Here is a 21808-nt window from a genome sequence, read left to right as displayed (position 1 = left end):
GGACCAATTACCGGAACTTCGCCAGCTTCGGCCACAGCGCCCGGAACGCCGTCTCGTACCGGTGGGCCCGGTAGGCCTCCAGACCGTGCAGCAGGCCGAACGTGAAGCCGTTCTCGCCGTCGAGGTGCGCCTTGGCGCCGAGTTCGCGCAGCACCGGCCGGGCGACGCAGGCGTCCTGGTGGTCGCCCAGCAGCGTCTGCACGTGCTTGACCAGCGTGCGGTACTTCCTGGCCCGTTTGCCCAGCAGCGGTTCCGCCACCTCGATCGTGTACCGCAGCCGCTTGGCCGCCTTGCGCGCCTCGTGCAGACCTTCGTCGTCGTGCGCGGCGGCGACCCGCCGGGCCAGCCGGCGGTGCGTCGCCTTGATCGACTCCGGCAGCACCTTGGCCGCCTTCTTCCGGGCCAGGGCGGTCGTCGGCGGGTCCGCGATCACCGCGTCGATGGCGTCCAGCAGGGCGAAGTAGCGCGGGCTGTCCAACGCGGCGACCGAGGCCTCGTGCGCGGCCGTCTCCAACGGGGCGAAGTGCCGGGTCAGTTGGGCCGACACCGGGCCGAGCACCAACGCGTCGTCCAGTTCGGCGACCGCGCCCGCGAACCGGGCCTGGAGGACCTCCAGGTCGCGGGCCTCGCCGAGCACCCCGGCCAGCCACTTCAGCTCGTCGGTCAACGCCCGTGTGCGCTCCCGGTCCACGACCTCGCCGTACGCCTGGAGCGCGCTGCGCGCCCGCCGCGTGGCCACCCGGAGCTGGTGCACGGCGTCGTCCTCGGACCGCCGCACGCGCGGGTCCCAGTGCTTGATCGCGTCGGCCTGTTCGCGCAGGTAGGACACGATCAGGTCGCCGGCCGACGACCCGGACCCGGCCCGGGGCGCGGGCGCGATCCGGTCGGCCAGCAGCCGGGTCAGCTTGGCCGACGACGTCGACCGCAGGATGCCCGCCTCCCGCAGTCGCTCCTCGACCCGGTCCAGCAGTGCCGTGTCGCCGCGTTCGCCCAACTCGACCTCGACCTCGCGCCACGAGTCGACCGCCGACCCGTCCAGCGCGGACTGCGCCGACACCAGGTCCTCGACGACCTCGGCGAGCAACCGGCCGCGCTCGTCGACGAGTTGCCAGCGGCGCCGGGTCGTGCGGATGCGGGCGACCGGCGCCAGCGCCGAGCCGCGGGCGTGCACCTGGACCAGCGAACCGAGCTGCCGGGGCGGGTGCTTGGCGGCCCGGCCCGGTGGTAGTCGGACCTCCTCGCGGGTGTCCACGCCGATCGGCAGCTTGAGGTGCCAGCCGGCGTCGTCGCCGCCTGTTCGGCGGCGCAGTGTCAGCCCGGCGCGGGCGAGGCGGAGGTCTGTCGTGTCGTAGTAGACGGCTTCGAGTCGCTGCTGCTCGGGACCCGCCGCGGCGGCCACGCCGGGCAGGTCGGCCAGTTCCGGGAGGGAGGTGCCGTCCGGGGCCTCGTACTTGCGTTCGGTTTCGTGCGCGGAGGTGGCGGTCTTCGGGGTGGACATCTTTCAGGCATACACTGTTGGCCTGCCGTTCACACTAGGTGACTTTGGGTGATCCGGTGATTGCCCCTGCCGGGCGGTTGTTCCCGGCCAATGGCGTGGTGTTGCGGTGCTACCACTGGACTGAACCTTTCGGAACGGTTCTGCTTGGTAGCCGTGGCCGACCCAACGGAGAAGGAGCGGCTCGACGTAGTCGAGCCCAAGGTCGCGGAACTCCTCGCGACCACGGAGCGCCTCACCCTGGAACTGCACCGGGTGAGCGAGCGTGTCCTGGTGCTCGAACGACGCCTCTCCGGCACCGGCTGGTCGGGCGACGAGGACCTCGACGAGATCGACGACCAGGTCCGCGACACCGTGGCCGCGTTGCGCTCGGCGTGGGACGCCGAGCAGGAACTGCTCGCCGACTCGGTGCGCGTGGAACTGCGCCAAGAGGTCGCCGAGTTCGACTCGCTGCGCGAACGCCAGGAGGCCGGCCAGCGCAAACTGGCCGCCGGCCGCATCACCCGCTTCGAGCGCGACACGATCGACCACGAGGTCAACAACCTGGAGTGGCAGATCGAGGTCCGCACCCCGTCGGCCGCCCAGGCCGCCGCGCGCCTGCAGTCGGACGCCATCGCCGGCGAGGAGAGCTGGCGACGGGAAGCCGTCATCGCCGGCGAGAAGGCCCGCCAGGAAATCCGCGACGCCGCCCGCCGCCGCGTGGAGTACACCCTGGGCTCCTACCGCCGCCCGCCGGTGTGGTTCACGATCGGCCTGGGCGAAGTCTCGACCCCCGACCCGACCCCGTGGCTGCGCGCCGCGATCGGCCTCGTCGCGTACCGACTGGAATACGGCGTGCGCTCACCCGTGACCCCGCTCGGAGACCCCCCTTCGCCGGCCTCGGGCTCGTCCGCGTGGGTGCGGCGCTACAACACGTACACGGACCTGAACGCCCAACTCGCCGCCCTCCGCCCGTAACGGCACTCCATCCGGCGACAGGCACCCAAGACCACCCGGTCGAGGGTGCCTGAGTGCATATTTCGCAGTGTCTGAACGCACAACTCGCGTGTTCGGGAACGCATGAGCCCGCACAGGACATAATCCGGACGTGCGCCGGTTGCCCCGCTACGCCGACCTGTCCCTCCCCCCGACCCTGGGACTCCTGACGGCAGGCGTCGCCGCCACCCACCCCGCGGCCCCACCCCTGGCCCTGGCCGCCGCCCTCACCCTGTACTACCGCCGGAACCACCCGATCGCGGTCACCGCCGCCACCCTGTTCCTCGGCGCCGGAATCCAACTCCTGGCACCGAGAACCGCCCTCCCCTACGCCGCCCTCATCGCCGTAGCCACCCTCACCGCACGAAAACCCCCGTGGGTGTCGCTCCCGGCCCTGGCGGCGACAGAAGCCGTCATCGCCCTGAACCGCCTCACGATGACCACGGAGGAAACCGTCTTCCTCATGGTCGTGGCCGTACTCCCCTGGACCTTCGGCGAAGTGGCGAGAAACCGCCGCACCGCCATGGAAGAAGCCGCGAAACGAGCCGTGAGCGAGGAACAGGCACGCATCGCGAGAGACCTGCACGACGTGATCGCCCACAGTCTCGCCGTGGTGGTCGTCCAGGCATTGGCCGCCGACGACGTCTTCGACCACGACCCCGCCCGCGCCCGGGAAGCGTTGCGCGCCATCGACTCCGCGGCCCGCGCCACGCTCGACGACCTGCGCACCCTGCTCGCCGACGTGCGGCCCGACCCCCGCGGCCTGTCCCGCCTGACCGACCTGGTGGACCCGCTGCGCACCGCCGGCCTCCGGGTCTCCGTCACCGCCCGGCACCCCCACCTCCCCGCCGACGTGGACGCGACCGCCTACCGGATCGTCCAGGAGGCCCTGACCAACACGCTCCGGCACGCCGACGCGACCGCGGTGGACGTGACCGTGTCCGGCGACGCGGCCGAACTCGTGATCGAGGTCCGCGACGACGGCCGGGGCGGCGTCGGCCTGGGGCGCGGCATCACCGGCATGAAGGAGCGGGCCGGGCTGCTCGGCGGCACGGTCACCGCCGGTCCCGGCACCTCGGGCGGGTTCCACGTGACGGCCCGGCTTCCGCTGGCGGCGTCGTGATCAGGGTCCTGCCGGCCGACGACCAGGCGTTGGTGCGCGGCGGTTTCCGCATGATCCTGGAGAGCCGGGACGACATCGAGGTGGTCGGCGAGGCGGCGGACGGCCGGGAGGCCGTGGCCCTGGCCCGCGCGACCCGCCCCGACGTCGTGCTGATGGACGTCCGCATGCCGGTGATGGACGGGCTGGAGGCGACCGCCCGGATCGTGGCCGAGACCGACGCCCGCGTGCTCGTCCTCACGACCTACGACGTCGACGACTCCGTCTACGCCGCGTTGCGTGCCGGCGCGAGCGGTTTCCTGCTCAAGGACGTCCGCCCGGCCGAGCTGGTCGACGCGGTCCGGGTCGTGGCACGCGGCGACGCCCTGCTGGCACCGCAGGTCACCCGCCGGTTGCTGGACCGCTTCGTGGGTGCCCTGCCGCCGCCGTCGCCGCAAGCCCTGGACGTGCTGACCGGACGCGAGACCGAGGTGCTGCGCCTGGTCGCGCTCGCCCTGTCCAACGCCGAGATCGCCGACCGGCTGTTCCTGTCCGAGACCACGGTCAAGTCCCACGTCTCGGCCCTGCTGCGCAAGTTGGGTCTGCGCGACCGGGTCCAGGCCGTGGTGTTCGCCTACGACGTGGGGTTGGTCCGGCCGAGATCCTCCTGAGACCGGGCGGGATCCTCCGCAAGGAGGAGACCCGATCCAGGTCCCGTGACGGATGTGCCGGGAACACGGGATTCCTAACGTTCCCACCGTGTTCCGCGACCTGCGCGCCTGTCTCGCCCTGATGTTCCTCGCACCGCTGGTGGGGGAGTTCCTGCTCGGCAACGTCCCGATCGTGGCGTTGCCCGCGCTGGTCTTCCTGGTCCCGATGTACGGCGGCGCCGCCCTGCTCTGCCGCGAACTGGCCCGCCGCACCGGACGCGGCCTGCCCACGATGCTCCTGCTGGGCGCGGCGTTCGGTGTGCTGCTGGCGGGCGTGATCGACCAGTCGATGTTCAACCCGGACTTCGAGGGTCACGACTTCCAGGCCACGACACCGATCCCCGCGCTGGGTATCAGCGCCCTGAAGGCGTTGTCCTTCCCGGTCGGCCATGCCGTGTGGAGCATCGGCACGCCCATCGTCCTGGTCGAGTCGTCGGCGTGGAGTCGGCGCACCACGCCGTGGCTGGGCGTGCGCGGTCTGATCGCGGTGGGCGTGGTGTTCGTGGCCGGTTCCGCGGCGGTGTTCCGGTTCATGTACCGGAAGGAGGGTTTCCTCGCGTCACCCGCTCAACTCGGCAGCGCGATCCTGGTCGCGGCCCTGCTCACCACGATCGCGTTCCGCCTGCCGCGCACCGGATCCCGGCGCGACCGGTGGGTGCCGCACCCGGTGCTCCTGGGCATCGGGTCGTTCGTGGCGACGAGCGTGTTCTCCGGCATGGAGGACTCGTGGACCGCGTTCGCCGTCGACGTCGTCATGATCGTGGTGATCGCGTCCGCGCTGGTGTGGTTCGCCAACAGCACGAGGTGGCGTGCCGGCCACCGCTTCGGTACGGCGGCCGGCGCCCTGCTCACCTACGCCTGGCTGGGCTGGTTCCTGGTGGTCCCCGCGCCACCGTTCCTGCTCGCCCACGGCGTGCTGGTCGTGCTCTTCCTCGTGCTGCTCGTGGTGTGCGGCCGGAAGGTCCGGCTCACGGCCGGCCCGTGAGGTACCCGCCCATGTGCGTGAAGTACTCGGCGGCGCCCAGTTCGGTGCCGTCGTCCGTGCGCACCTTCTTCACCAGCAACCCGGGGTTCCGCCCGCGCCGGGCCGATGCGCCCGCGACGATCGCCACGCCGTCGCCCTCGCGGTAGAAGATGCGGCCGGGCGTGCCGCCGTACTTCGCCTGGGACACCTCGGCTTCGACGATCTCCAGCCGCCGTCCCCGGTGGAATGTGAACGCGTGCGGGTACGGCGCGCACTGCGCCCGCACCAGCCGGTCGAGTTCGTCGGCCTCCCACGTCCAGTCGATGAGCAGGTCGGTCTCGGAGCGCTTGTGGAAGAAGCTCGCCTTGGACCGGTCCTGCTTGACGAAGTCCGTACGACCCTTGGCGATCTCGGCCAGGCCGTCGACCGTGATCGGCCCGAACAGCGCGAGGGTCTTGGCGAACAGGTCGGCGGTCGTGTCGCGCGGGCCGACCGGGACGGCGCGCTGGAGCACGATGTCACCGGCGTCGAGCGTCTCGTCCATCATGTGCGCGGTGACGCCGACCTCCTTCTCGTCGTTGATCAAGGCCCAGATCAGCGGCGAGAACCCGGCGTAGGCGGGCAGGAGCGAGTCGTGCACGTTGAGCGTGCCGTAGCGGGGCAGCGTGAAGACGTGCGGCGGGATCCAGGTCCGCCAGTTCGTGGCGACGATGACGTCCGGTGCGACCTCCTTGAGCCGCCGGAGCAGTTCCTCGTCGTCGGGCCGTTCGCGGACCAGCGTCTCGACCCCGTGCTCGGCCGCGAGGTCGGCCACGGAGTCGCTCCAGATCCGCTCGTAGGCGTGGTCGCTCTTGGGGTGCGTGACCACCATGACCACTTCGTGCTCGGAGTCCAGCAGCGCTTGGAGCGTGCGGTGCCCCCACGTCTGGTAGCCGAACATGACGACCCGCATCCCCGGACCCCTCCTTGCATAGGCTTGCCTAAGTTACCCAACCCTAACCCAGACTCGTCCTGGCTAGCCTGGGCAGGGTGATCCTGGACCTGAAGCTGGTCGACGCCCAAGTACTGACCATGGACCCGAACACCCCGTCGGCACGGTCGATCGGCGTGTGGCAGGGCCGAATCGTCGAACTGGACACGGATCTCCCGGCCCGCCGGGTGGTCGGACTGGACGGCGCCACCGTCCTGCCCGGCTTCGTGGACCCGCACAACCACCTCGCCTGGGCGGGCCGCGCGGCGCGGACCGTGTCGGTCACGCACTGCGCGACCGTCGCCGAGATCCTCGACCTCCTGCGCACCGTGCCCAGGAAGGCCGGCTGGCTCGAGGCCGCCGGCTACGACCACCGGACCCTGGACCGGCCGCTGACCGCGCGCGACCTGGACACGGTGGGCACCAAGGTGTTCGTCCAGGACCTGTCGGGCCACGCCTGCGTCGTGAGCGGCGACCTGCTGGTCGGACTGCCCGAGGCGGTCCTCGCCCAGGCGCAGCGCGATGCCGACGGACTTACCGGGTTTCTGGCCGAAGCCGGGCACAACGCGGTGCGGGCCTTGCGGCTGCCGTACCCGTTGGACGAGGTGACGGCGGACATCGAGGCGGGCGTGCGGGAGTGTCTGCGCCAAGGGATCGTGCTGGCCGCCGAGGCGGGGGTCGGGGGTGGGCTGATCGGGAGCACGCCGTTGGAGGTGGCCGCGTACCAGCGGGCGGACCTGCCGATCCGGGTGCAGTTGATGGTCTCCGCGACGGAGTTGGCTGTCGTCCGGGCGCATCCGTCCGATCTCGTGCGCCGGGCGTTGCCGCTGGGGTTGCGGACGGGTCTGGGCGATTCCCGGTTGTCGATCGGTGCGCTCAAGGTGTGGACCGATGGCGGGATGATGGCCAGGACCGCGGCGTTGACCAGGCCCTATGTGGGGATGGCCGGGTCGGGGATGTTGGCCGACACCGAGGACGACCTGCGGGACGCGATCGTCGACGGGCACCGTGCGGGGTGGCAGTTGGCCGTGCACGCCATCGGTGATCGGGCCGTGGACTTCGCTTTGGCGGCGTTGGCGGAGGCTCAGGCCGTGTGTCCTCGGCCGGATGCCCGGCATCGCATCGAGCACGCCGGTCTCACGCGGCCGGATCAGTTGGTGTCGATGGCGGAGTTGGGCGTGATTCCGGTGGTGCAGCCTGCGTTCTTGTATGCGTACGGCGACGACTATGCCGCGATCATGGGGGCGGATCGGGAGGACTGGCTGTATCGGGGACGGTCGTTCCTCGATCACGGGTTGACGTTGGTGGGTAGTTCGGATCGGCCGGTGGCTGATGGGAATCCGTTGCGGGGGATCCAGTTCATGGTCGATCGGGCTTCGTCTTCGGGGCGGGTGATCGGGGTGGGGGAAGGGGTTTCCGTGGCGGAGGCTCTGCTGTCCTATACGACGCGTGGTGCGTATGCGTGTCACATGGAGGGTGAGTTGGGGAGTCTGGTTTCGGGGAAGTTGGGGGACTTTGTGGTGTTGGGGGATGATCCGCGGACTGCCGGGCGGATTGCTGATGTGCCGGTTTTGGCCACCGTGGTGGGGGGTCGGGCCGTTTTCGATCCTCACGGTCTTTTTGGTTGACTCTTTTTCTTTGGGGATGTGTCGTAAGCACGCACTCGGCACCGCGAGTTGTGTGTTCGGACACTGCGAAATGTGCACTCGGGCACCGTTGACCGCGCTGCCTTGTTGGCCCGGTCGCCGAACCGCCGGGTCTTGGCCTTCGCCGTCGTGTGCGGTCGCTTGCCCGGCTTCCGGCTTCCGGCCGCGGGACTGGTCCCGCGGCCGGAAGCCGGTGTGTCCAGCCCCCAGGTACCGCTGGTTTGTGGCTCGTTCAGGCCCCTGTCGGCGGGCGCGGTCCCCACTGCGCGTCCGGCCGTTGGCTCTTTCGACGTCAGGCGCTCATGCGCCAGTGCACCACGTATCCGGCGGCCTCGGCCGCGATCAGGGCGTCCAGCTTCGTGCGGTTGGTGCGCTTGGCCATCCGGAACGCGCGGCCTCGGCGGGCGTCCAGCACCAAAGCCGTGGCGCCCGGCAGGGTGTCGGTCATCGTCTGCTCCAGGATGCGCAGCCCGACGTTCGCCGCCTCCTGCGACATCGGGGCCTCCTTCATGTACACCAGGACCGCGCCCAGTGAACCGTCCGGCAGCCGCAGGCCCAGGTGGGGGCGGACCTTCAGCACCAGGTCGCCCGCCCGCCAGCGGGTCGGGGCGACCGGTACGCCGGTGGCCCGGGTCGTCCTCAGCCAGGGCATGAAGCCCTCGCGCAGCTCCAGGAACGCCCGTTCCTGGCCGTTGAGGTGCGCCGACTCCACGGCCCGGTCCAGTTCGGCGTCCGGGTCGGTCGAGTTGGCGGCACGGCGCATCGCGTTGCGCATCGGGTTGTAGAACCCGCACGGCCACGGGTCGGTGGCCAGGTAGATGCTCCGCTGCTCGGTGACGATGCTGATCCGGCCCCGCTGACCGCTCATCGCGTACTCGGTGAAGGACAGTGCGGTGACGCTGATCGGCTCCACGACGGGCTCCCCTCCGCTTGTCGAACCTCTGTTCGAATTCTACCGGCGCACGCCGACAGTTTCCGGCCCCCGAACGGGTTCTGACCTGGGAATCTTCGGATTTTTCGGTCCGGCCGGGGCGGTGTGGGCGGGTGGTCGGGTGGTCGGTGGCCGGGTCGAGCCGGGGGTGGCCTTCGTGTCGCCGGTGCGACCGGGGCGAAGGGTGCCGAAGGTGCAGGTCGGAGGCGTGTGCGAGGGGCAAGGGGGCGGTGGGGTCGGTGTCCGGTGTCCGGGTTGGTGGCGCTGAATCCCACGTTCGTGTGATCGCGATCCGCAGCGCTGTTTCGGTAGCTTCGGCACCGGCAGTTGCGGCTGCCGCCGAGGCTCCTCCTGACCCGGACGGAGCGGGTGCCTCCAGAGCGCGGTTCGCGCACCGCTGTCACTGCCTCTTCCGCGTTTCGGTCCGTGAACGCGGTGGCGTCGGTCCGGGCGACGTCGACCGGAGGGCCGGATTGGTGTCCAGCATCTTGGAGAAACGCTGTCGGTGCACCGGCGAGACCCCGAACATGGTGCGCAGACAACGGGGCAGTGGTGGTATCGCCGACGTCGGTCCGCTCGTGCCCGCCGCCGCGGCGGCGGGGCAGGATCGGCTGGAGGCCGCGTTGCTGCTCGCGGTGAACCGGGCGATGGCGGGTCTGCGTCGACGCGGCCACCCGTTGCGCCCCACCGCCCTGGTGCACCGGGTCCAGCCGGATCCGCGGGCGACGGGTCTGCATGTCCACGACGCGGGGCTCGACGGGCTGCTCGCCGAAGCCCTGCCGACGATCGTGGGCGGGCGGGTGCGCGGGGTGGCCGGGCTGCGGGCCTTTCCCGGCCGTGATCACCTCGACCTGCGTTCCGCGCACGGGCAGGTGCGGTTGCTCGGCGTGACGCGGGAACGGTGGCGGCAGGCCGTCGCCGCCGGGGTGCGGGTCGACCTCGCGTTGAGCGAGGACCTCGACGAGCGCGAGGTGACCACGGCGCCCGGCGGGCCGGTCGCGTTGATGAGCGGTGTGCTGCGCCGGTTGCCGTTGTGGCGCGGCGCCTTGTGGTTGCACTGCGTTCCCGCCGGGAACGCACTCGAGCTGTACTGGCGCGGCGGTCCGCCGGGCGAGTCGATCGCGGCCATCCTGACGGGCTCGGTGTGCGCGATCCCCGGTGCGACGGCCGTGGCGCACGGCTACCGCGAAACCGTGCGTGCCATGGCGTTGTCCACCGACGGCACGCCGTGCCACGGCGAACCGGAGTGGGCGTGGACGCAGTGGGTCGCGAGCACCGCGCCCGGCCCGGCGGTGCCGGAGCGGGCGGTGCGGCCGGAGTCCGAAGTGGACCTCCCGGACGTGTGGGAGCACGACGACATGCGCGACGCGCTCGCGTCCCGCGACATCGGCACGGTGTACCGGCTGCTGCGCCACCACGGCGTGCCGGTCACCCGCATCGCCGCGTTGACCGGCCAGACCGGCGGCGAGGTCGAGCAGGTCCTCGACGGCCGCCGGGTCGACGCGTACGACACGCTCGCCCACATCGCGAAGGGCCTCGGCATCCCGCCCGGCTACATGGGCATGGCCTACGACGAACCGCCGTCGGCCGCGGTCGCCTGCCGGTGCGGGGTCGTCGACGAGCGGCGCAAGCGCGAGGCGTTCCTCACCCACGCCGCACTGGTGACCATAGGTCGTTCGGGCGTGTCGGAACCGTGGAGTTGTCGCTGTTGAACGGCCCTATTCCTTTTCACTGGGAATTCCATTCGGGAGTCCCTTGTCGGCAATTGTGCGGAATGCTCGACATGGGGTGCGACCCGCGTGGACAAACCATGCCGTACCGGCTGGAATGGCGGCCCGGAAAGCCGTCCGCCGTGCTACGGTTCGCCACGCCGCGTGACGCATTCGCGCGGGTTGCGACCTTCGGGATGGCGGCCATGAGAATTCAGCCGAGGCGGCAGATCCTGGACATCTGGCGGTCGGTCGTCAAGTCCTCCTATCGCGACGGTGCCTGGCAGTGGGGCGGCCGGGAGGACTCGAATTCGCTCAGCGACGCCGAGCAGCTCATCTGCCTGCTCTACCCGGCCACCGAGGTGTCGGCGCTCGCGCTGGAACAACCCGACGTGATCGCCGAGGACGCGGCCAAGGCCCTCGAACGCCTCGGCGAGCCGCGGGTCGTCCCGTTCCGCGTCGTCGAACTGGTCGAGGAGTACCTGGAACGGCACACCCGCGACGGCGAGCCGTACTTCGGCGGCGGTGGGTATCTGGGCACCGACGGCGACGAACCGCCGACCGAGCGACAACTCGCGCTCGGCCTGGTCGACTCGTACTCGTTGTCGCTCACGCTCTGCCTTGCCGCACTGGGCTTCCTGAACGTCTACAAGCCGCACGCCGCACGCCGGCCCGCGCTGGTGAGCCGGATCGAGACCATCCAGGCCGCGCTGAGCCGCCGGCTGACCGCGGCCCAGATCGGTCTGCTGCGGTCGTTCGTGGTCAACACCGTCGGTCTCGACGACCGCGACGCGCCTGTGCGCAGCGCGATGCTCGCCATGGTCAACCAGGGCGACGACCCGGACCCGGTCGTGGTCAACCGGCTGCGCGAACGCCTGCAGCGCGTGCGCACCCGACTGCTCGACGACGTACGCGTGGGTGTGAGCACGGACCGCACCCTGGAGGAGGAGAGCCGGCTGTTCGAGATCGGCTGGGGCTGGAGCATCGTCCGCGACGCCACCCCGGTCGAACTCGACCTCGAACGCAGCGCCTTCGACCGACAGCCCACGATCGGCTCCGTCCAGGGCGTCGCCCACTCGCGGCCCTACCTGTACTCCACCGTGGTCGCGCTCGACGGCATCAACGACCTCAGGTCGGCACGCACCCGCGAGCTGAACCTGCTCGACGACGAGCAGCGCCGGCTCACCGAGGCGTTGCAGATCCGCTGGGACCTGACCCAGCGCTACTGGTCCACGATCGCGCGGTTCGGCAAGACCTGGCCGCTGGAGGACATCCCGTGGCGCACGTCCGACGGCGAGGAGTCGGACTACTACTCGCTGCTGGTCTCCGCCGTGCTGGTGCAGGACCTCGAGGCCCGCCAGGCCACCGACGACGACCTCAACCGCGCGGTCGCCGTCTTCGAAGCGCTGGCCCAACGCGGTCGCATCACCCGCCGCGTCACCCAGGACGACCCGTCGGTGGCGATGCACGTGCCCGGCGTGCGGATGACGTTGGGCGGCTCGGCCGACATCGGCCCGCAGCTCTACTGGTACGCCCGCGACTTCGCGCCGCTGCTGCTCAAGCGGTGCCTCCAGGCCGCCGCGCTGTCGGTCAACCGCAACGCCCGCGACCGGCTGATGCGCCTGGCCGAGACGACCATGGACCACCTGGAACGGCGGCGCATCCGCGACGGCGACGCCCCCGGACTGTGGGACAACCCGGCCGCGGTGCTGTTCGGGGACGGTGCCGAGGCGGTCGAGCGGCGCCCGTCCTGGTACATGACCGAGCGCGTGGTCGAGGCGTTGATCACCGGCGCCCGCACGTTCGAGGAACGCCCGCTGCGCAGCGCGTCCATGCGCGCCCGCGCCGAGGACGCCCTGCACGAGGCCGAACACCTGCTCAACCGGCTGCTGCTCAACTCCGACTCGGACGACACGTCCGCGCGCAGCGCCGAGCTGACCATGATCGAGCGCCGGCTCAGCCGGGCCCGCGAGGTCGTCACCGAACGGCCCGGCACGGCCAACGCGCTGGCGCTGGCCGCGCTGCTGAGCCTGGACGAGATGGACGTGGCCCAGAACGACGCGTCGAGGGGTGTCTAGTGCTCGTCTTCGCCTCGTCCGACAAGGGCGGCACCGGTCGTTCGGTGACCAGTTGCAACATCGCGTTCCACCTCGCGCAACGCTCGCACGTGGCCTACCTGGACTTCGACTTCGGCTCGCCGACCTCCGGCGCGGTGTTCGAGATCCCGCGCGCCGAACGCGGCGTCGAGCACGACGGCCTGCACTCGTACTTCACCGACGGCATCTCCGAACCGCGCGGCATCGACGTGTGGCACCACACCTCGCGCGCGGACCTGCGCGGCGCCAACGCCCGGTCCGGCCGCCTGGTGCTGTTCCCCGGCGACCGGGGCGGCGCCGAGTTCGCCACCTCCGACGAGATCGAACAGCGCTGCGTCGAGCTGTTCACGCGGTTGGACAGCGAGTTCGACGTGTGCGTCGTCGACCTGAGCGCGGGCCGCTCGCACGCGCTGACCATGGCGCTGATTGCGACCGCGCACCCGGCGTTGCGCGCGATCACCGCCCGCTGGCTGGTGTTCCACCGCTGGACGCGGCAGCACATCGTGGCCGCCAACGGCCTGGTCTACGGCGACCGCGGCCTGCTGTCGGTCGGCCGCAGCGCCGGCCACGACCCGGAGGCGCTGCTGGACGCGACCCGGTTCGTGCGCGTGGCCGTGCCCAACCTCAAGGAGTACAACCCCGGCCAGACCGCCGCCCAGGCCACGTGGCTGCACGCGTGCGACGAGGAGCTGCGCAAGCTCGCCGTGGACAACAAACTCGGCCGCAGCCGGATCCTGGGCACCACGCCGGTCGAACCGGTGCTGCAATGGCGTGAGCAGCTCATCGCCGAGTCCGACGTCTCGGCCCGGATCGCGAACCCGGGGACCGTCGAGGCGTTCCGCGACCTGGCGACCCGGCTGACCGACGACGCGGTGTGGGAGGGGATGTGACGTCGACCCCCGTGTACAGCGAGGCGAGTTCGCGGCCGGAGCCGCGGCACCTGGCCCTGGCCCACCTCTCGGTCGAGGTGGGGCACTTCTACATGGAGGACCTGGCCGGGGGCGACGACCGCGTCCGCACCCAGTTCCGCAAGGTGGCGCCGTGGCTGGAGGCGACGCGGTCGGCGCTGGCCGCCGACCTCGACGGCGTCCGGCCGCGGCTGAGCACGTGCTTCCTGGTCGACGACTACTTCCGGTCCGACACCGCGCCCGAGGAGGTGGTCGACCGGGTGCTGTCGATCGCCGAGGAGTACGGCGTGCGCATCGACTACCTGGCCCGGGAGGCGGGCTGCTCCGAGGCCGACCGGGTGCCGCTGGCCGAGCTGACCGCCGCGATGCTGCTGCCCGAGCCGCCCGTCGGCTCGAACGGGTCGCGCCCGCCGGTGCAGGACTCGGGGTGGCTGTGCAACGGCGAGCGCTCGCCGGCCGACCACACCGGCCGCCAGGCGATGATGCCGCGCGAGGAGTGGCGTCCCGCCGTGGAGTTCGGCAAGCGCAACCACTCGATCTTCCTCGACGTCGAGCTGTGGCGGGACCGCACCGAGGTCGTCGACGGCACGCCCGGTCAGCGGCGGCTGTGGTCGTGCCCGTTCCTGGCGGCGGTGTGGCAGTTGATGCGACTGGGCGCGTTGCGGCACGAGGGTGAGCCGGTCGCGCAGCCGCGCCGCTGGTCGGGCCCGTGGCCCAAGCGGTGGGCCGACCTGCCCGCGGTGATCCAGTTGACCGAGCACCCGGCACCGTTCGCCGCGTACCGGACGACGTCGATCCTGCCGCAGAGCTACCTGGGCATCGAGCACGCGACCAACGTGATCCTCAACCACCTCGACGTGGACGAGGCGGTGATCGCGCAGACCGTGGACCGGGCGCAACGCGAGGGCGTGTTCGTGCCCGCGCAGCTCGGCGCCCGGTTGTCGCACGTGTTCATCGACGCGCCCGTGGCCGGGCCGAGATGGTGAGTCCCGGGGTGGTGAGTCCTGGGGTGGTGATCCTCGGCGAGGTGCGCACAAGCCTGCTGCACACCTCGCTGCCGTTGCCCCGCAAGTCCGTGGTCGACCTGCTGTCGTTGCGGCCGGGACGCCAGGTCGTGGCGACCGACCGGCCGATCAACCGGACCGTGTCCCCGGACTCGGTGGTGGGCGTGGACTGCGCGTTGGCCACCGAACCGCAGGCGCGGGCACGGGGCATCGGCACGGTCGCCTCGCACGCCGTGGTGGTCGGCGGCATGGTGCTCCAGGCGTCCGCGCGCACGAGCTGCGAGTGGGTCGAGTACCGCGAACGCCGGGCGTGGTCGCACTACGCGCGCCGGCGCGGCGTGCTCGACGTGCTCGGCAACTCGGTGCCCGAGCAGGTGGTGCGCGGCAGCAAGCGGGCGGTGCGCGTGCCGGAGACGTTGGACCTCGGCTCGGTGTGCCAGCGGCTGCTGGCCGCGGTGCAGGGCCGGCCGCAGCTCGACCACCGGACCCGACTGCGCGCCCGGCCGACGCGGCTGCGGTGGAACGCCGTCGTCGAACCGGACGTGCGGCCGTCGGTGCACCTGCACATCGACGACGACGTGCAGCGCACCGTGGACCTGGTCGTGCCGCCGGAGGCCGCGTCCGCCGCGGTGGTGTTCTGCGAGGACCTGGCGTTGCACGACTGGCTGTACACGACGTTGGGTGCGGTGGTCGAGGAAGCCGAACGGGACGTGGATGTGGGTGCCGACCCGATGCGCGTGCTCGGGGCGGCGTTGAGCCTGCTGGTGCGGTTGTGGTTGCCCGGCAAGCACGTCGACCCGGTGCTCCGGCCGCTGTGGGACGACCTGGAGCGCGAGCCGGGTTTCAGCACGGCGTGGCACCAGAACGTGGCGTGGATGCGGGACCAGGTGTCGATCACGACGTTGTCCGCGTGGCAGGAGTCCCGGCTGGTCTAGCGGAACCAGCGGCGGACGAGCAGGGCGAAGAACACGTTGAGCGACAAGGCACCCGAGTAGCTCTCCACCACGAGCACGGCCTTGACCGCACCGGACGCCTGTTCGGTGCCCGCCGGGTTGAGGTAGTTCACGGCCGCGAGGTAGAGGTTGTACGGCGTGAGGGCGTCGGTGACCAGCCAGAGCGTGAGCCAGAACGCGACGAGTTGGACGAGCACCCACCACAGCAGCCGGTAGGGCCGGTAGCCGTAGCCGCAGGTGACGGCCGAGAACGCGAGGAAGGCGCGGCGTGCGGGCCGCTGCTCGATCCGGTGTCGTGCCCGCGTCTGGAGGAAGAGGCACCGGTCGCGGGCGGCGTGGTCGTTGGTGAGCAGGTGGGTCTCGGCGGCGCGTTCGAACGCCTCGGCGGCGTGCAGCCACAGCCCTTCGGCCGCGCAGTCGACACCCAGCCGTTCGAGGATCTCGGCCAGGTCCTTGTTCTGTGCCATGGTCAGCCGCAGCGGCCCCTGGGCCTCGACCTCGGCGGCCATCAGCGCGACGAGCAGCGTGCGGCGGCGTTCGCTGTCGACGGATTCCTGGCGGGTTTCGTAGAACGGCCGGAAGAGCAGTTCGTGCGACGCCCGCCGGCGCCGCGCCGGGTAGTGGTCGAGCACACCGGACACGCACTGCTCGAATTCGTCGAGCAGTCGCGATTCCTCGCCGCGCAACCCGGCCCGCGCGAGGACGCTCTCGAGGTCCTCGGCGTACCGGCCGGCCCGTTGTTCGACGATGGTCAGCAATCTCGCGTAATCGGCGCCGTCGACGAGTGCCGTCATGGGCGCCGTATTCCGGCGGCGGTGGACATGAGTCCATCCTCCGCGCCCCGACCGGCCCACAACGGGGCCGTTCGGGTCACGTTCACCGGACGAGCGGCATGGAATATATACAGGGGTCGAATTCATCCCTCCGCGAGGACCTGGCGGATCACGTGCCGCGAGTTCGCGACGAGAACCGGATTGGTGTCCCGGTAATAGGGCAACTGGATCAACGCGATGGACAACGCCCACGCCCGCCCACGCGCCCAGTCGTCGTCGCCGACACCCAGCACGTCCCGGAAGGCGGCACGCCCCGGCGCGGGAAGCAGGTTCCACGCCACGACGAGGTCGACGGTCGGGTCCCCGATCCCCATGAGCCCGAAGTCGAGCACGGCCGCCAACCGCCCGTCCCGCACCAGCACGTTGCCGGGCGAAAGGTCCCCGTGTGCCCACATGTCCGGCCCGTCCCACACGGGCAACGACATCGCCTTGTCCCACAAAGCGGACACGGCGGACACGGCGGACACGTCGACCCCGTCATCGCCGCGAAGCCGCGCGATCGCCGCCCGCACGTCACCGTCACGACCGCTCAACGCCCCGGACCGCATCCCGCGCGGCCCACCGTCGACCGGAACCCGCCGCAACGCCGCCACGAACCGGGCGAGATCCCGCCCGAGTCCCGCCGGATCGTCGAGGTCGTCGACCGGATTGACCCCGTCGATCCACCGCGACACCGCCCAGGGCCAGGGAAAGTCGTCGGACGGCTCCCCGACCCCCACCGGAACGGGCAAGGGGACGGGAAGCCGCGCCGCGAGCACCGGCAACCACCGGTTCTCCAGGTCGATCAGCCGGGCCGCGGCCGGCGTCCGAGGCACCCGGACCACCAGTCCGTCCCCGAGCCGGAACAGGAAGTTGTCGGTACCCGAGGACGACACGGGCACCGGCTCGACGTCGGCGAACCCGGGAAAACGGTGCCGCACAAGGCTTCGCACAAGTGCGGCGTCGACAGCGAACTCGTCATCGTGCAATCGGCCCATCGCCCCGACACTACAAAGGTCGATCCACGATCTCGAACAGATTCGCGAACGTCACCGGAGCCAACGCGACCAGGGCCTCCGCGATGAACTCCGTGGAGGGTTCACCACCACCCCGGACGACACCGACCTCCTCGACCGGCAGTCCGACCCGGCCGGCGAAGTCGTCGACCGACGAGTACCCGGCCGCGACAACCGCCCGGTCGAACTCGGCAGTGCGGAGAACCAGCGTGTACGACATCGACAGATCCACCCCTCGGTGATCGTCGGGCAGGCCCGCTCCGGACCCGCGCGGCACACCGCACCTTAGCGAATCAGTTGCGTTACCGCATCAACCTGTGCGTGCACGCAACAACCCCGCCGCCACCGCCTCGGCACCCACCCACCCGTCGTCCTCGGCCACGAGATCGACGGAAAAGGCAAGCTCGCGCCCGACCAGATCGATCACCCCGTCGACCGCCGCATACCCCCGCAACAACGGATCACCGGGCCGCAACGGAACCACCGAGGCAACCCCGCCGACATCGAGCAACAGTCCCAAAACCTGCTCGTCCCCGGAAGCCGCGGGGTCGACCTGCACATGCCCGACAGCAGCGGGCACGCCTTCCCGCCCCAGAATCACCACCACCGCACGCGCCAACGCGTCACTCACCGCGATGAACCGCGCCCGCCGCCCGATCTCCGCGAGACGTTCACCCGGCGGAATGCTCAACGGCCGCCCGTCCTTGTCGTGCCCGGTCACCGGCGCCGGCGTCAACTGCCGGAACAACTCCCGCGCTTCACGATCAAGCCGCTCCGCATCGACACCCTTGCCACCAACCGCCACCGCAAAGCCTCCTGAACGTGAGCAACGTTCGGAGGCTACCTCCACGGTGGAACCACGGCCGCCCAAGCAGGACCACGCACCCAGGCGCGCTCACAGCCACCCGGCCAGAGGCCCCGCACCGCTCAAGTCGGGTCCCGCCCACCGCCCAAGCCGGGGGCGCCGGCCCACACCGAGAGCCCGTGTTCTCCGCGTGTGGTTGCCTCTGGCAGGCCATGCGGGGAGAACACGAGCACTTGCCTTCCCCTTGGCGGCCTGCCCAGCGGCGAGCGCCGCTTCAAAGCTCTCCGCCGCAGACTCCCGGCTGCCCGAACATCACCAAAAGTCACTTCGACTTGCCGCGTCCAAGCAACAACTTCCACGGCGTGAGCGCCGACTCCACCTGCACCCCCAGGCTCATCTTCGACGCCCCCTCCGTCCGCTCCTCGAACCGGATCGGCACCTCCGCGATCCGCAGCCCCGCCCGGACCGCCCGGTGGTTCATCTCCACCTGGAACGAGTACCCGTTGCTCCGCACCGACCCGAGATCGATGGCCCGCAACGCGGAAGCCCGCCAGGCCTTGAACCCCGCGGTCGCGTCCCGAACCCCCAACCGCAGCACCGCGTTGACGTAGAAATTCGCCCAGGCGGACAAAGCCTTCCGATGCCAGGGCCATTCGGCCGCCGTGGACCCGCCGGTGACATATCGGGACCCCAGCACCACGTCCGATTCGAGCACCGTGGACACCATCAGCGGAATGACGGAAACGGGGTGCGACAGATCCGCGTCCATCTGGATCACCACGTCCGCGCCCTCGTCCAACGCCCGGGTCATCCCTGCCACGTAAGCCCGCCCCAACCCGTCCTTCGCGGTCCGGTGCAGGACGCCGACGCGGCCCGGCGCGTCGGCGACCAGTTTGTCCGCCACCTCGCCGGTGCCGTCGGGTGAGTTGTCGTCCACGACCAGCACGTGCACGTCGAGCGCGAGGAGCTGCCCGACGAGCACGGGCAGGTTCTCACGCTCGTTGTACGTGGGTACGACGACCACGACCTTGGGCATGCCCGAACGGTACCGTCACCCGGCCAGGGCGGCTCTGACCTTCGCGATGACGGCGGTCTCGACCTCGGCCACCACGCCGTCGGCCGCGGCGACCTCGTGGCAGATCGCCTCGACGGCGGCGGGGAAGGTCGCCGCCTCGGTGGGCGCCTTCGCGGCGAGGATCTTCACCGCGTCACGGAGCGCATCCAGGACCAGGGTCTCCAGGTCGGCCTCGGCGACGCCGGAGAGGTCCACGCGCGACGCGTGCAGGACGCCGCGCAGCTCCGCGGAGAGGTTGGTCAGCGCCCGCAGCCCGGCGTGGCGTTCCTCGATCACGGGACCGGGGTCGGCGTGGGAGACCAGCAGCATCACGCCGAAGACCGCCGTGCGCAGGGTCCGGCTCTCGGCATCCGTGTAGAAAATCATGCGTGTCAGCCTAAGAGGCGGCCGATGATGCCCGTGACGGGGCAAGAAGATCATTCTTTGTCACACACCGTGCCGGATCCGTCCGGAAAATCGCGCTGGTTTCGCCCGTAAGTCTGACTTAGGTTTAGGTTAGGCAACCCTTAAGAATGGTGGGCGATGACTGCGGTGGACGAGGGCTTCGCGGCGCGGCTGCGGTCAGGCACGCGGGACGAGCACGAGCGGGCCGAACGGTCCGTGTTCGTCGAGGCGCTGTTGGGCGGACGGCTGGGGCGCGAGGCGTACGCCGGGCTGCTCGGCCAGACCTACCTCTTTTACGACGTGCTGGAGAACGCCGGTGAGACGTGGCGGGACGACCCGGTCGTCGGCGCGTTCGTGATCGACGGCCTGCTGCGCCGTGACGCCCTGGCGCGGGACCTCGCGTACCTGCTCGGCGCGGACTGGCGGGTCGAGCCGTTGCCCGCGACGCGGGCCTACATGGACCGGCTCCACGAGGTGTGCTTCACCAGTCGGGGCGCGTTCGTCGCCCACCACTACACCCGCTACCTGGGCGACCTCTCCGGCGGTCAGGTCATCCACCGCAGGATGCGCGACATCTACGGCTTCGAGGACGACGGCGTCCGCTTCTACGTCTTCGACCAGGTCGCCAAGCCCAAGCCGTTCCGCGACCACTACCGCGCCCTGCTCGACGCCGCGCCGTGGCGCGAGGGCGAGCGGGACGAGCTGGTCGAGGAGGCCAACGTGGCCTTCCGGCTCAACCGCGCGGTGTTCGAGGACCTGTCCTCCGTCTACTGCTGACTTTCTTTCCGGACAAGGGTTTCTGCGCGCGAGGCGGGCAGACGGCGCACGTCTCGCCGAACTCGGCGCGCCGATGCGCACCCTGATCGAACTCCACCTGCGCGCCACATGGCCGCCGTGGCCGTCGTTGCCCGGTGTACGCGACGTGTCCGATCCCGTCGCGGTGGCGTCCGCGGTGTCGCGCGCCGCCGACCTGCCCGGCAGGCCGCGCTGGGCGTCGGACCTCCTGGTGTTCCGGGTGTTGATGCGGGGGCGCCGCCTTGGCGGATCCGGTCACGACGATGTCGGAACCGTTGTCCACCGCACGCGGCGGGTCGGGCCTGTTGACGCGACGCAGGTGTGCCAGGGGGAGTTCCGGGTGAGGGGAGTGGCAAGGGGCATCGGGGGACTTGCCGGGGCACAGGCATCCGCGCTCCGGCAAGTCCCGTTTCCGGCACCTCAGTCGTGCGCGGTGGTCCGCAGTGCGATGCCGATGCCGATGCCGGTGACGGCGGCCAGTGCCCCGGCTGCGACCAGCGTCGTCGTGTCCGGGTGGACGAGCGGTTGTCCGCGCAGCGCCTGCCAGAGCACCAGGACGAACACGCCCGCGTACGACAGTGCGGCGACCACGGTGAGCCGGGTGCGTGTTGTTTCGGAGGCGAGCCGACTCGTGCGTCCAGTGGCGAGCCGACCCGTGCGTCGGGCGAACCAGGCCGGCGCCAGCGCCACCGCCGGCACCACCTGGAGCGCGTGGATGCCGAAGAAGTGCGGGACGCGCAGGTCCCCGCCCACGGTGCTCCAGTGGGTGAGGGGCATTCCGGGCGATCCGTCCGAGGTGCCGACGGAATGCGCGCCGATCATGCGCACCGACTCCCCGGCGCGCAACGCCTCCATCTGGTCGGGGGTGGGGGTCGTCATGAAGAAGGCCGCCGCCATGCCCGCCAGGGCGATGAGCAGGCCGAGTCGCAGGGCCCAGCGGACCGGGCGGTCGGCGAAGCGCTGCCGCAGCACGACGACGGCCACGACCAGGTTGGCGCTCCAGAACACCGTGATCATGAGGCCCATCACGGCGAACACCGCGGTGTCGAACGGCGTGGCGGCGTTGAAGTGGCTGGGTACGCCGCGCACGACCTGCACCAGCAGCAGCACCGTCTCGCCGACGCCCATGGCGGCGGTGACCGTGCCCATCCACCAGAGCACCCGTCCGCCCCGGGTCGCCAGAGAGATCAACCAGGCCAGCGTCGGGCCGTAGACGGCCAGCGAGACGCCGAACTTGAACGGCTTGAACCAGACGGATTCGCCGAGCAGTTGGCGGTCGTCGACCAGGATGCCGACCGCCGAGGCGACGGCCACGAGCACCATCGACGCGGTGTAGACGATCAGGGGTCGGTGCCACCGGACCACCGCGGCGCGCACACCGGTAGTCGCGGCGGGTGGTGCGTCGAGCACGGCCATGGGACGGTTCCTCCGCGAGTGTTAGTTCAACTATCGATAGTTGTA

At 70.9% G+C, this 21808-nt stretch carries 21 protein-coding genes; 11 read left to right on the top strand and 10 right to left on the bottom strand.

Translation table 11 applies throughout. The annotated features are described in order from the left end of the window. Window positions 1-7: 7 nt before the first annotated feature. Window positions 8-1498, bottom strand: coding sequence for a CYTH and CHAD domain-containing protein (locus F4559_RS26640; RefSeq protein WP_184673200.1), 1491 nt, complete (start codon window positions 1496-1498; stop codon window positions 8-10). A gap of 153 nt (window positions 1499-1651) precedes the next feature. Between F4559_RS26640 and F4559_RS26635 the strand changes: the two genes are divergently transcribed. From F4559_RS26635 to F4559_RS26620, 4 genes are all read left to right on the top strand, one after another. Next, window positions 1652-2452, top strand: a complete 801-nt coding sequence (locus F4559_RS26635; RefSeq protein ID WP_184673198.1) for a hypothetical protein — start codon at window positions 1652-1654, stop codon at window positions 2450-2452. A 130-nt stretch (window positions 2453-2582) separates the two neighbouring features. Beyond that, window positions 2583-3593 carry a sensor histidine kinase gene (locus tag F4559_RS26630; RefSeq protein WP_184673196.1) on the top strand — a complete coding sequence of 337 codons (1011 nt, stop codon included), beginning with the start codon at window positions 2583-2585 and terminating at the stop codon, window positions 3591-3593. Then, window positions 3590-4240: a response regulator gene (locus F4559_RS26625; RefSeq protein WP_184673194.1), complete on the top strand. Its 651-nt coding sequence runs from the start codon at window positions 3590-3592 to the stop codon at window positions 4238-4240. The genes F4559_RS26630 and F4559_RS26625 overlap by 4 nt, the downstream gene beginning before the upstream one ends. Window positions 4241-4328: 88 nt before the next feature. Beyond that, window positions 4329-5264 (top strand): hypothetical protein, encoded by a 936-nt coding sequence (locus F4559_RS26620; RefSeq protein WP_184673192.1) that lies wholly within the window; start codon window positions 4329-4331, stop codon window positions 5262-5264. On the opposite strand, the gene F4559_RS26615 is transcribed toward F4559_RS26620, so the two are convergent. Then, window positions 5248-6195, bottom strand: coding sequence for a methionyl-tRNA formyltransferase (locus F4559_RS26615; protein ID WP_184673190.1), 948 nt, complete (start codon window positions 6193-6195; stop codon window positions 5248-5250). The genes F4559_RS26620 and F4559_RS26615 overlap by 17 nt on opposite strands. Before the next feature lie 77 nt (window positions 6196-6272). Here F4559_RS26615 and F4559_RS26610 point away from each other — a divergent pair, with 77 nt between their 5' ends. Next, window positions 6273-7841 (top strand): amidohydrolase, encoded by a 1569-nt coding sequence (locus F4559_RS26610; protein WP_312865839.1) that lies wholly within the window; start codon window positions 6273-6275, stop codon window positions 7839-7841. A gap of 310 nt (window positions 7842-8151) precedes the next feature. On the opposite strand, the gene F4559_RS26605 is transcribed toward F4559_RS26610, so the two are convergent. Continuing rightward, the gene (locus F4559_RS26605) at window positions 8152-8772 is read right to left on the bottom strand and encodes a hypothetical protein (RefSeq protein WP_312865838.1); all 621 of its coding nucleotides are present in this window, start codon (window positions 8770-8772) and stop codon (window positions 8152-8154) included. 494 nt (window positions 8773-9266) lie between these two features. Between F4559_RS26605 and F4559_RS26600 the strand changes: the two genes are divergently transcribed. The 5 genes from F4559_RS26600 to F4559_RS26580 all read left to right on the top strand — a co-directional run bounded on the left by F4559_RS26600 (window position 9267) and on the right by F4559_RS26580 (window position 15442). Beyond that, window positions 9267-10502, top strand: a complete 1236-nt coding sequence (locus F4559_RS26600) for a hypothetical protein (RefSeq protein WP_184673188.1) — start codon at window positions 9267-9269, stop codon at window positions 10500-10502. A gap of 203 nt (window positions 10503-10705) precedes the next feature. After that, entirely contained in the window at window positions 10706-12577 is a 1872-nt protein-coding gene (locus F4559_RS26595) for an SCO2524 family protein (protein WP_184673186.1), read from the top strand. After that, window positions 12577-13485, top strand: a complete 909-nt coding sequence (locus F4559_RS26590) for an SCO2523 family variant P-loop protein (RefSeq protein WP_184673185.1) — start codon at window positions 12577-12579, stop codon at window positions 13483-13485. The genes F4559_RS26595 and F4559_RS26590 overlap by 1 nt, the downstream gene beginning before the upstream one ends. Further along, window positions 13482-14489 (top strand): SCO2522 family protein, encoded by a 1008-nt coding sequence (locus F4559_RS26585; RefSeq protein WP_312865837.1) that lies wholly within the window; start codon window positions 13482-13484, stop codon window positions 14487-14489. Before F4559_RS26590 ends, F4559_RS26585 begins: the two co-directional genes overlap by 4 nt. Before the next feature lie 8 nt (window positions 14490-14497). Next, complete coding sequence (locus F4559_RS26580; RefSeq protein ID WP_184673183.1) at window positions 14498-15442, top strand: SCO2521 family protein; 945 nt, start codon at window positions 14498-14500, stop codon at window positions 15440-15442. On the opposite strand, the gene F4559_RS26575 is transcribed toward F4559_RS26580, so the two are convergent. The 6 genes from F4559_RS26575 to F4559_RS26550 all read right to left on the bottom strand — a co-directional run bounded on the left by F4559_RS26575 (window position 15439) and on the right by F4559_RS26550 (window position 19534). Further along, window positions 15439-16254 carry a hypothetical protein gene (locus tag F4559_RS26575; RefSeq protein WP_184673181.1) on the bottom strand — a complete coding sequence of 272 codons (816 nt, stop codon included), beginning with the start codon at window positions 16252-16254 and terminating at the stop codon, window positions 15439-15441. The two genes, F4559_RS26580 and F4559_RS26575, sit on opposite strands and share 4 nt — an antisense overlap. 122 nt (window positions 16255-16376) lie before the next feature. Continuing rightward, on the bottom strand, window positions 16377-17270 hold the full coding sequence (locus F4559_RS26570; RefSeq protein ID WP_184673179.1) for an aminoglycoside phosphotransferase family protein: 894 nt from the start codon (window positions 17268-17270) through the stop codon (window positions 16377-16379). A gap of 10 nt (window positions 17271-17280) precedes the next feature. Further along, window positions 17281-17508 (bottom strand): transcriptional regulator, encoded by a 228-nt coding sequence (locus tag F4559_RS26565; RefSeq protein WP_184673177.1) that lies wholly within the window; start codon window positions 17506-17508, stop codon window positions 17281-17283. A gap of 90 nt (window positions 17509-17598) precedes the next feature. After that, complete coding sequence (locus F4559_RS26560; protein WP_184673175.1) at window positions 17599-18093, bottom strand: hypothetical protein; 495 nt, start codon at window positions 18091-18093, stop codon at window positions 17599-17601. Window positions 18094-18415: 322 nt separating this feature from the next. Beyond that, a complete protein-coding gene (locus F4559_RS26555) occupies window positions 18416-19129 on the bottom strand; it encodes a polyprenol monophosphomannose synthase (protein WP_184673173.1) in 714 nt (237 codons plus the stop codon). A gap of 15 nt (window positions 19130-19144) precedes the next feature. Then, window positions 19145-19534 (bottom strand): tellurite resistance TerB family protein, encoded by a 390-nt coding sequence (locus tag F4559_RS26550; RefSeq protein ID WP_184673171.1) that lies wholly within the window; start codon window positions 19532-19534, stop codon window positions 19145-19147. 156 nt (window positions 19535-19690) lie between these two features. On the opposite strand from F4559_RS26550, the gene F4559_RS26545 reads away from it, so the two are divergent. Further along, on the top strand, window positions 19691-20329 hold the full coding sequence (locus tag F4559_RS26545; RefSeq protein WP_184673169.1) for a biliverdin-producing heme oxygenase: 639 nt from the start codon (window positions 19691-19693) through the stop codon (window positions 20327-20329). Window positions 20330-20767: 438 nt separating this feature from the next. Here the strand turns inward: F4559_RS26545 and F4559_RS26540 are convergent, their stop codons facing one another. Then, complete coding sequence (locus tag F4559_RS26540; RefSeq protein WP_221447383.1) at window positions 20768-21763, bottom strand: hypothetical protein; 996 nt, start codon at window positions 21761-21763, stop codon at window positions 20768-20770. Window positions 21764-21808: the final 45 nt, after the last annotated feature.

The organism is Saccharothrix violaceirubra (genome assembly GCF_014203755.1).
Classification (GTDB): domain Bacteria; phylum Actinomycetota; class Actinomycetes; order Mycobacteriales; family Pseudonocardiaceae; genus Actinosynnema; species Actinosynnema violaceirubrum.
This window is presented reverse-complemented; position numbering and strand designations above follow the sequence as displayed.

What these genes read in the sequence shown, in the direction of transcription:
- F4559_RS26640 (WP_184673200.1), bottom strand. Translation starts at nt 1,498, where the DNA reads ATGTCCACCCCGAAGACCGCCACCTCCGCGCACGAAACCGAACGCAAG.
- F4559_RS26615 (WP_184673190.1), bottom strand. Translation starts at nt 6,195, where the DNA reads ATGCGGGTCGTCATGTTCGGCTACCAGACGTGGGGGCACCGCACGCTC.
- F4559_RS26595 (WP_184673186.1), top strand. Translation starts at nt 10,706, where the DNA reads ATGAGAATTCAGCCGAGGCGGCAGATCCTGGACATCTGGCGGTCGGTC.
- F4559_RS26575 (WP_184673181.1), bottom strand. Translation starts at nt 16,254, where the DNA reads ATGACGGCACTCGTCGACGGCGCCGATTACGCGAGATTGCTGACCATC.
- F4559_RS26570 (WP_184673179.1), bottom strand. Translation starts at nt 17,270, where the DNA reads ATGGGCCGATTGCACGATGACGAGTTCGCTGTCGACGCCGCACTTGTG.
- F4559_RS26565 (WP_184673177.1), bottom strand. Translation starts at nt 17,508, where the DNA reads ATGTCGTACACGCTGGTTCTCCGCACTGCCGAGTTCGACCGGGCGGTT.
- F4559_RS26555 (WP_184673173.1), bottom strand. Translation starts at nt 19,129, where the DNA reads ATGCCCAAGGTCGTGGTCGTCGTACCCACGTACAACGAGCGTGAGAAC.
- F4559_RS26550 (WP_184673171.1), bottom strand. Translation starts at nt 19,534, where the DNA reads ATGATTTTCTACACGGATGCCGAGAGCCGGACCCTGCGCACGGCGGTC.
- F4559_RS26545 (WP_184673169.1), top strand. Translation starts at nt 19,691, where the DNA reads ATGACTGCGGTGGACGAGGGCTTCGCGGCGCGGCTGCGGTCAGGCACG.
- F4559_RS26540 (WP_221447383.1), bottom strand. Translation starts at nt 21,763, where the DNA reads ATGGCCGTGCTCGACGCACCACCCGCCGCGACTACCGGTGTGCGCGCC.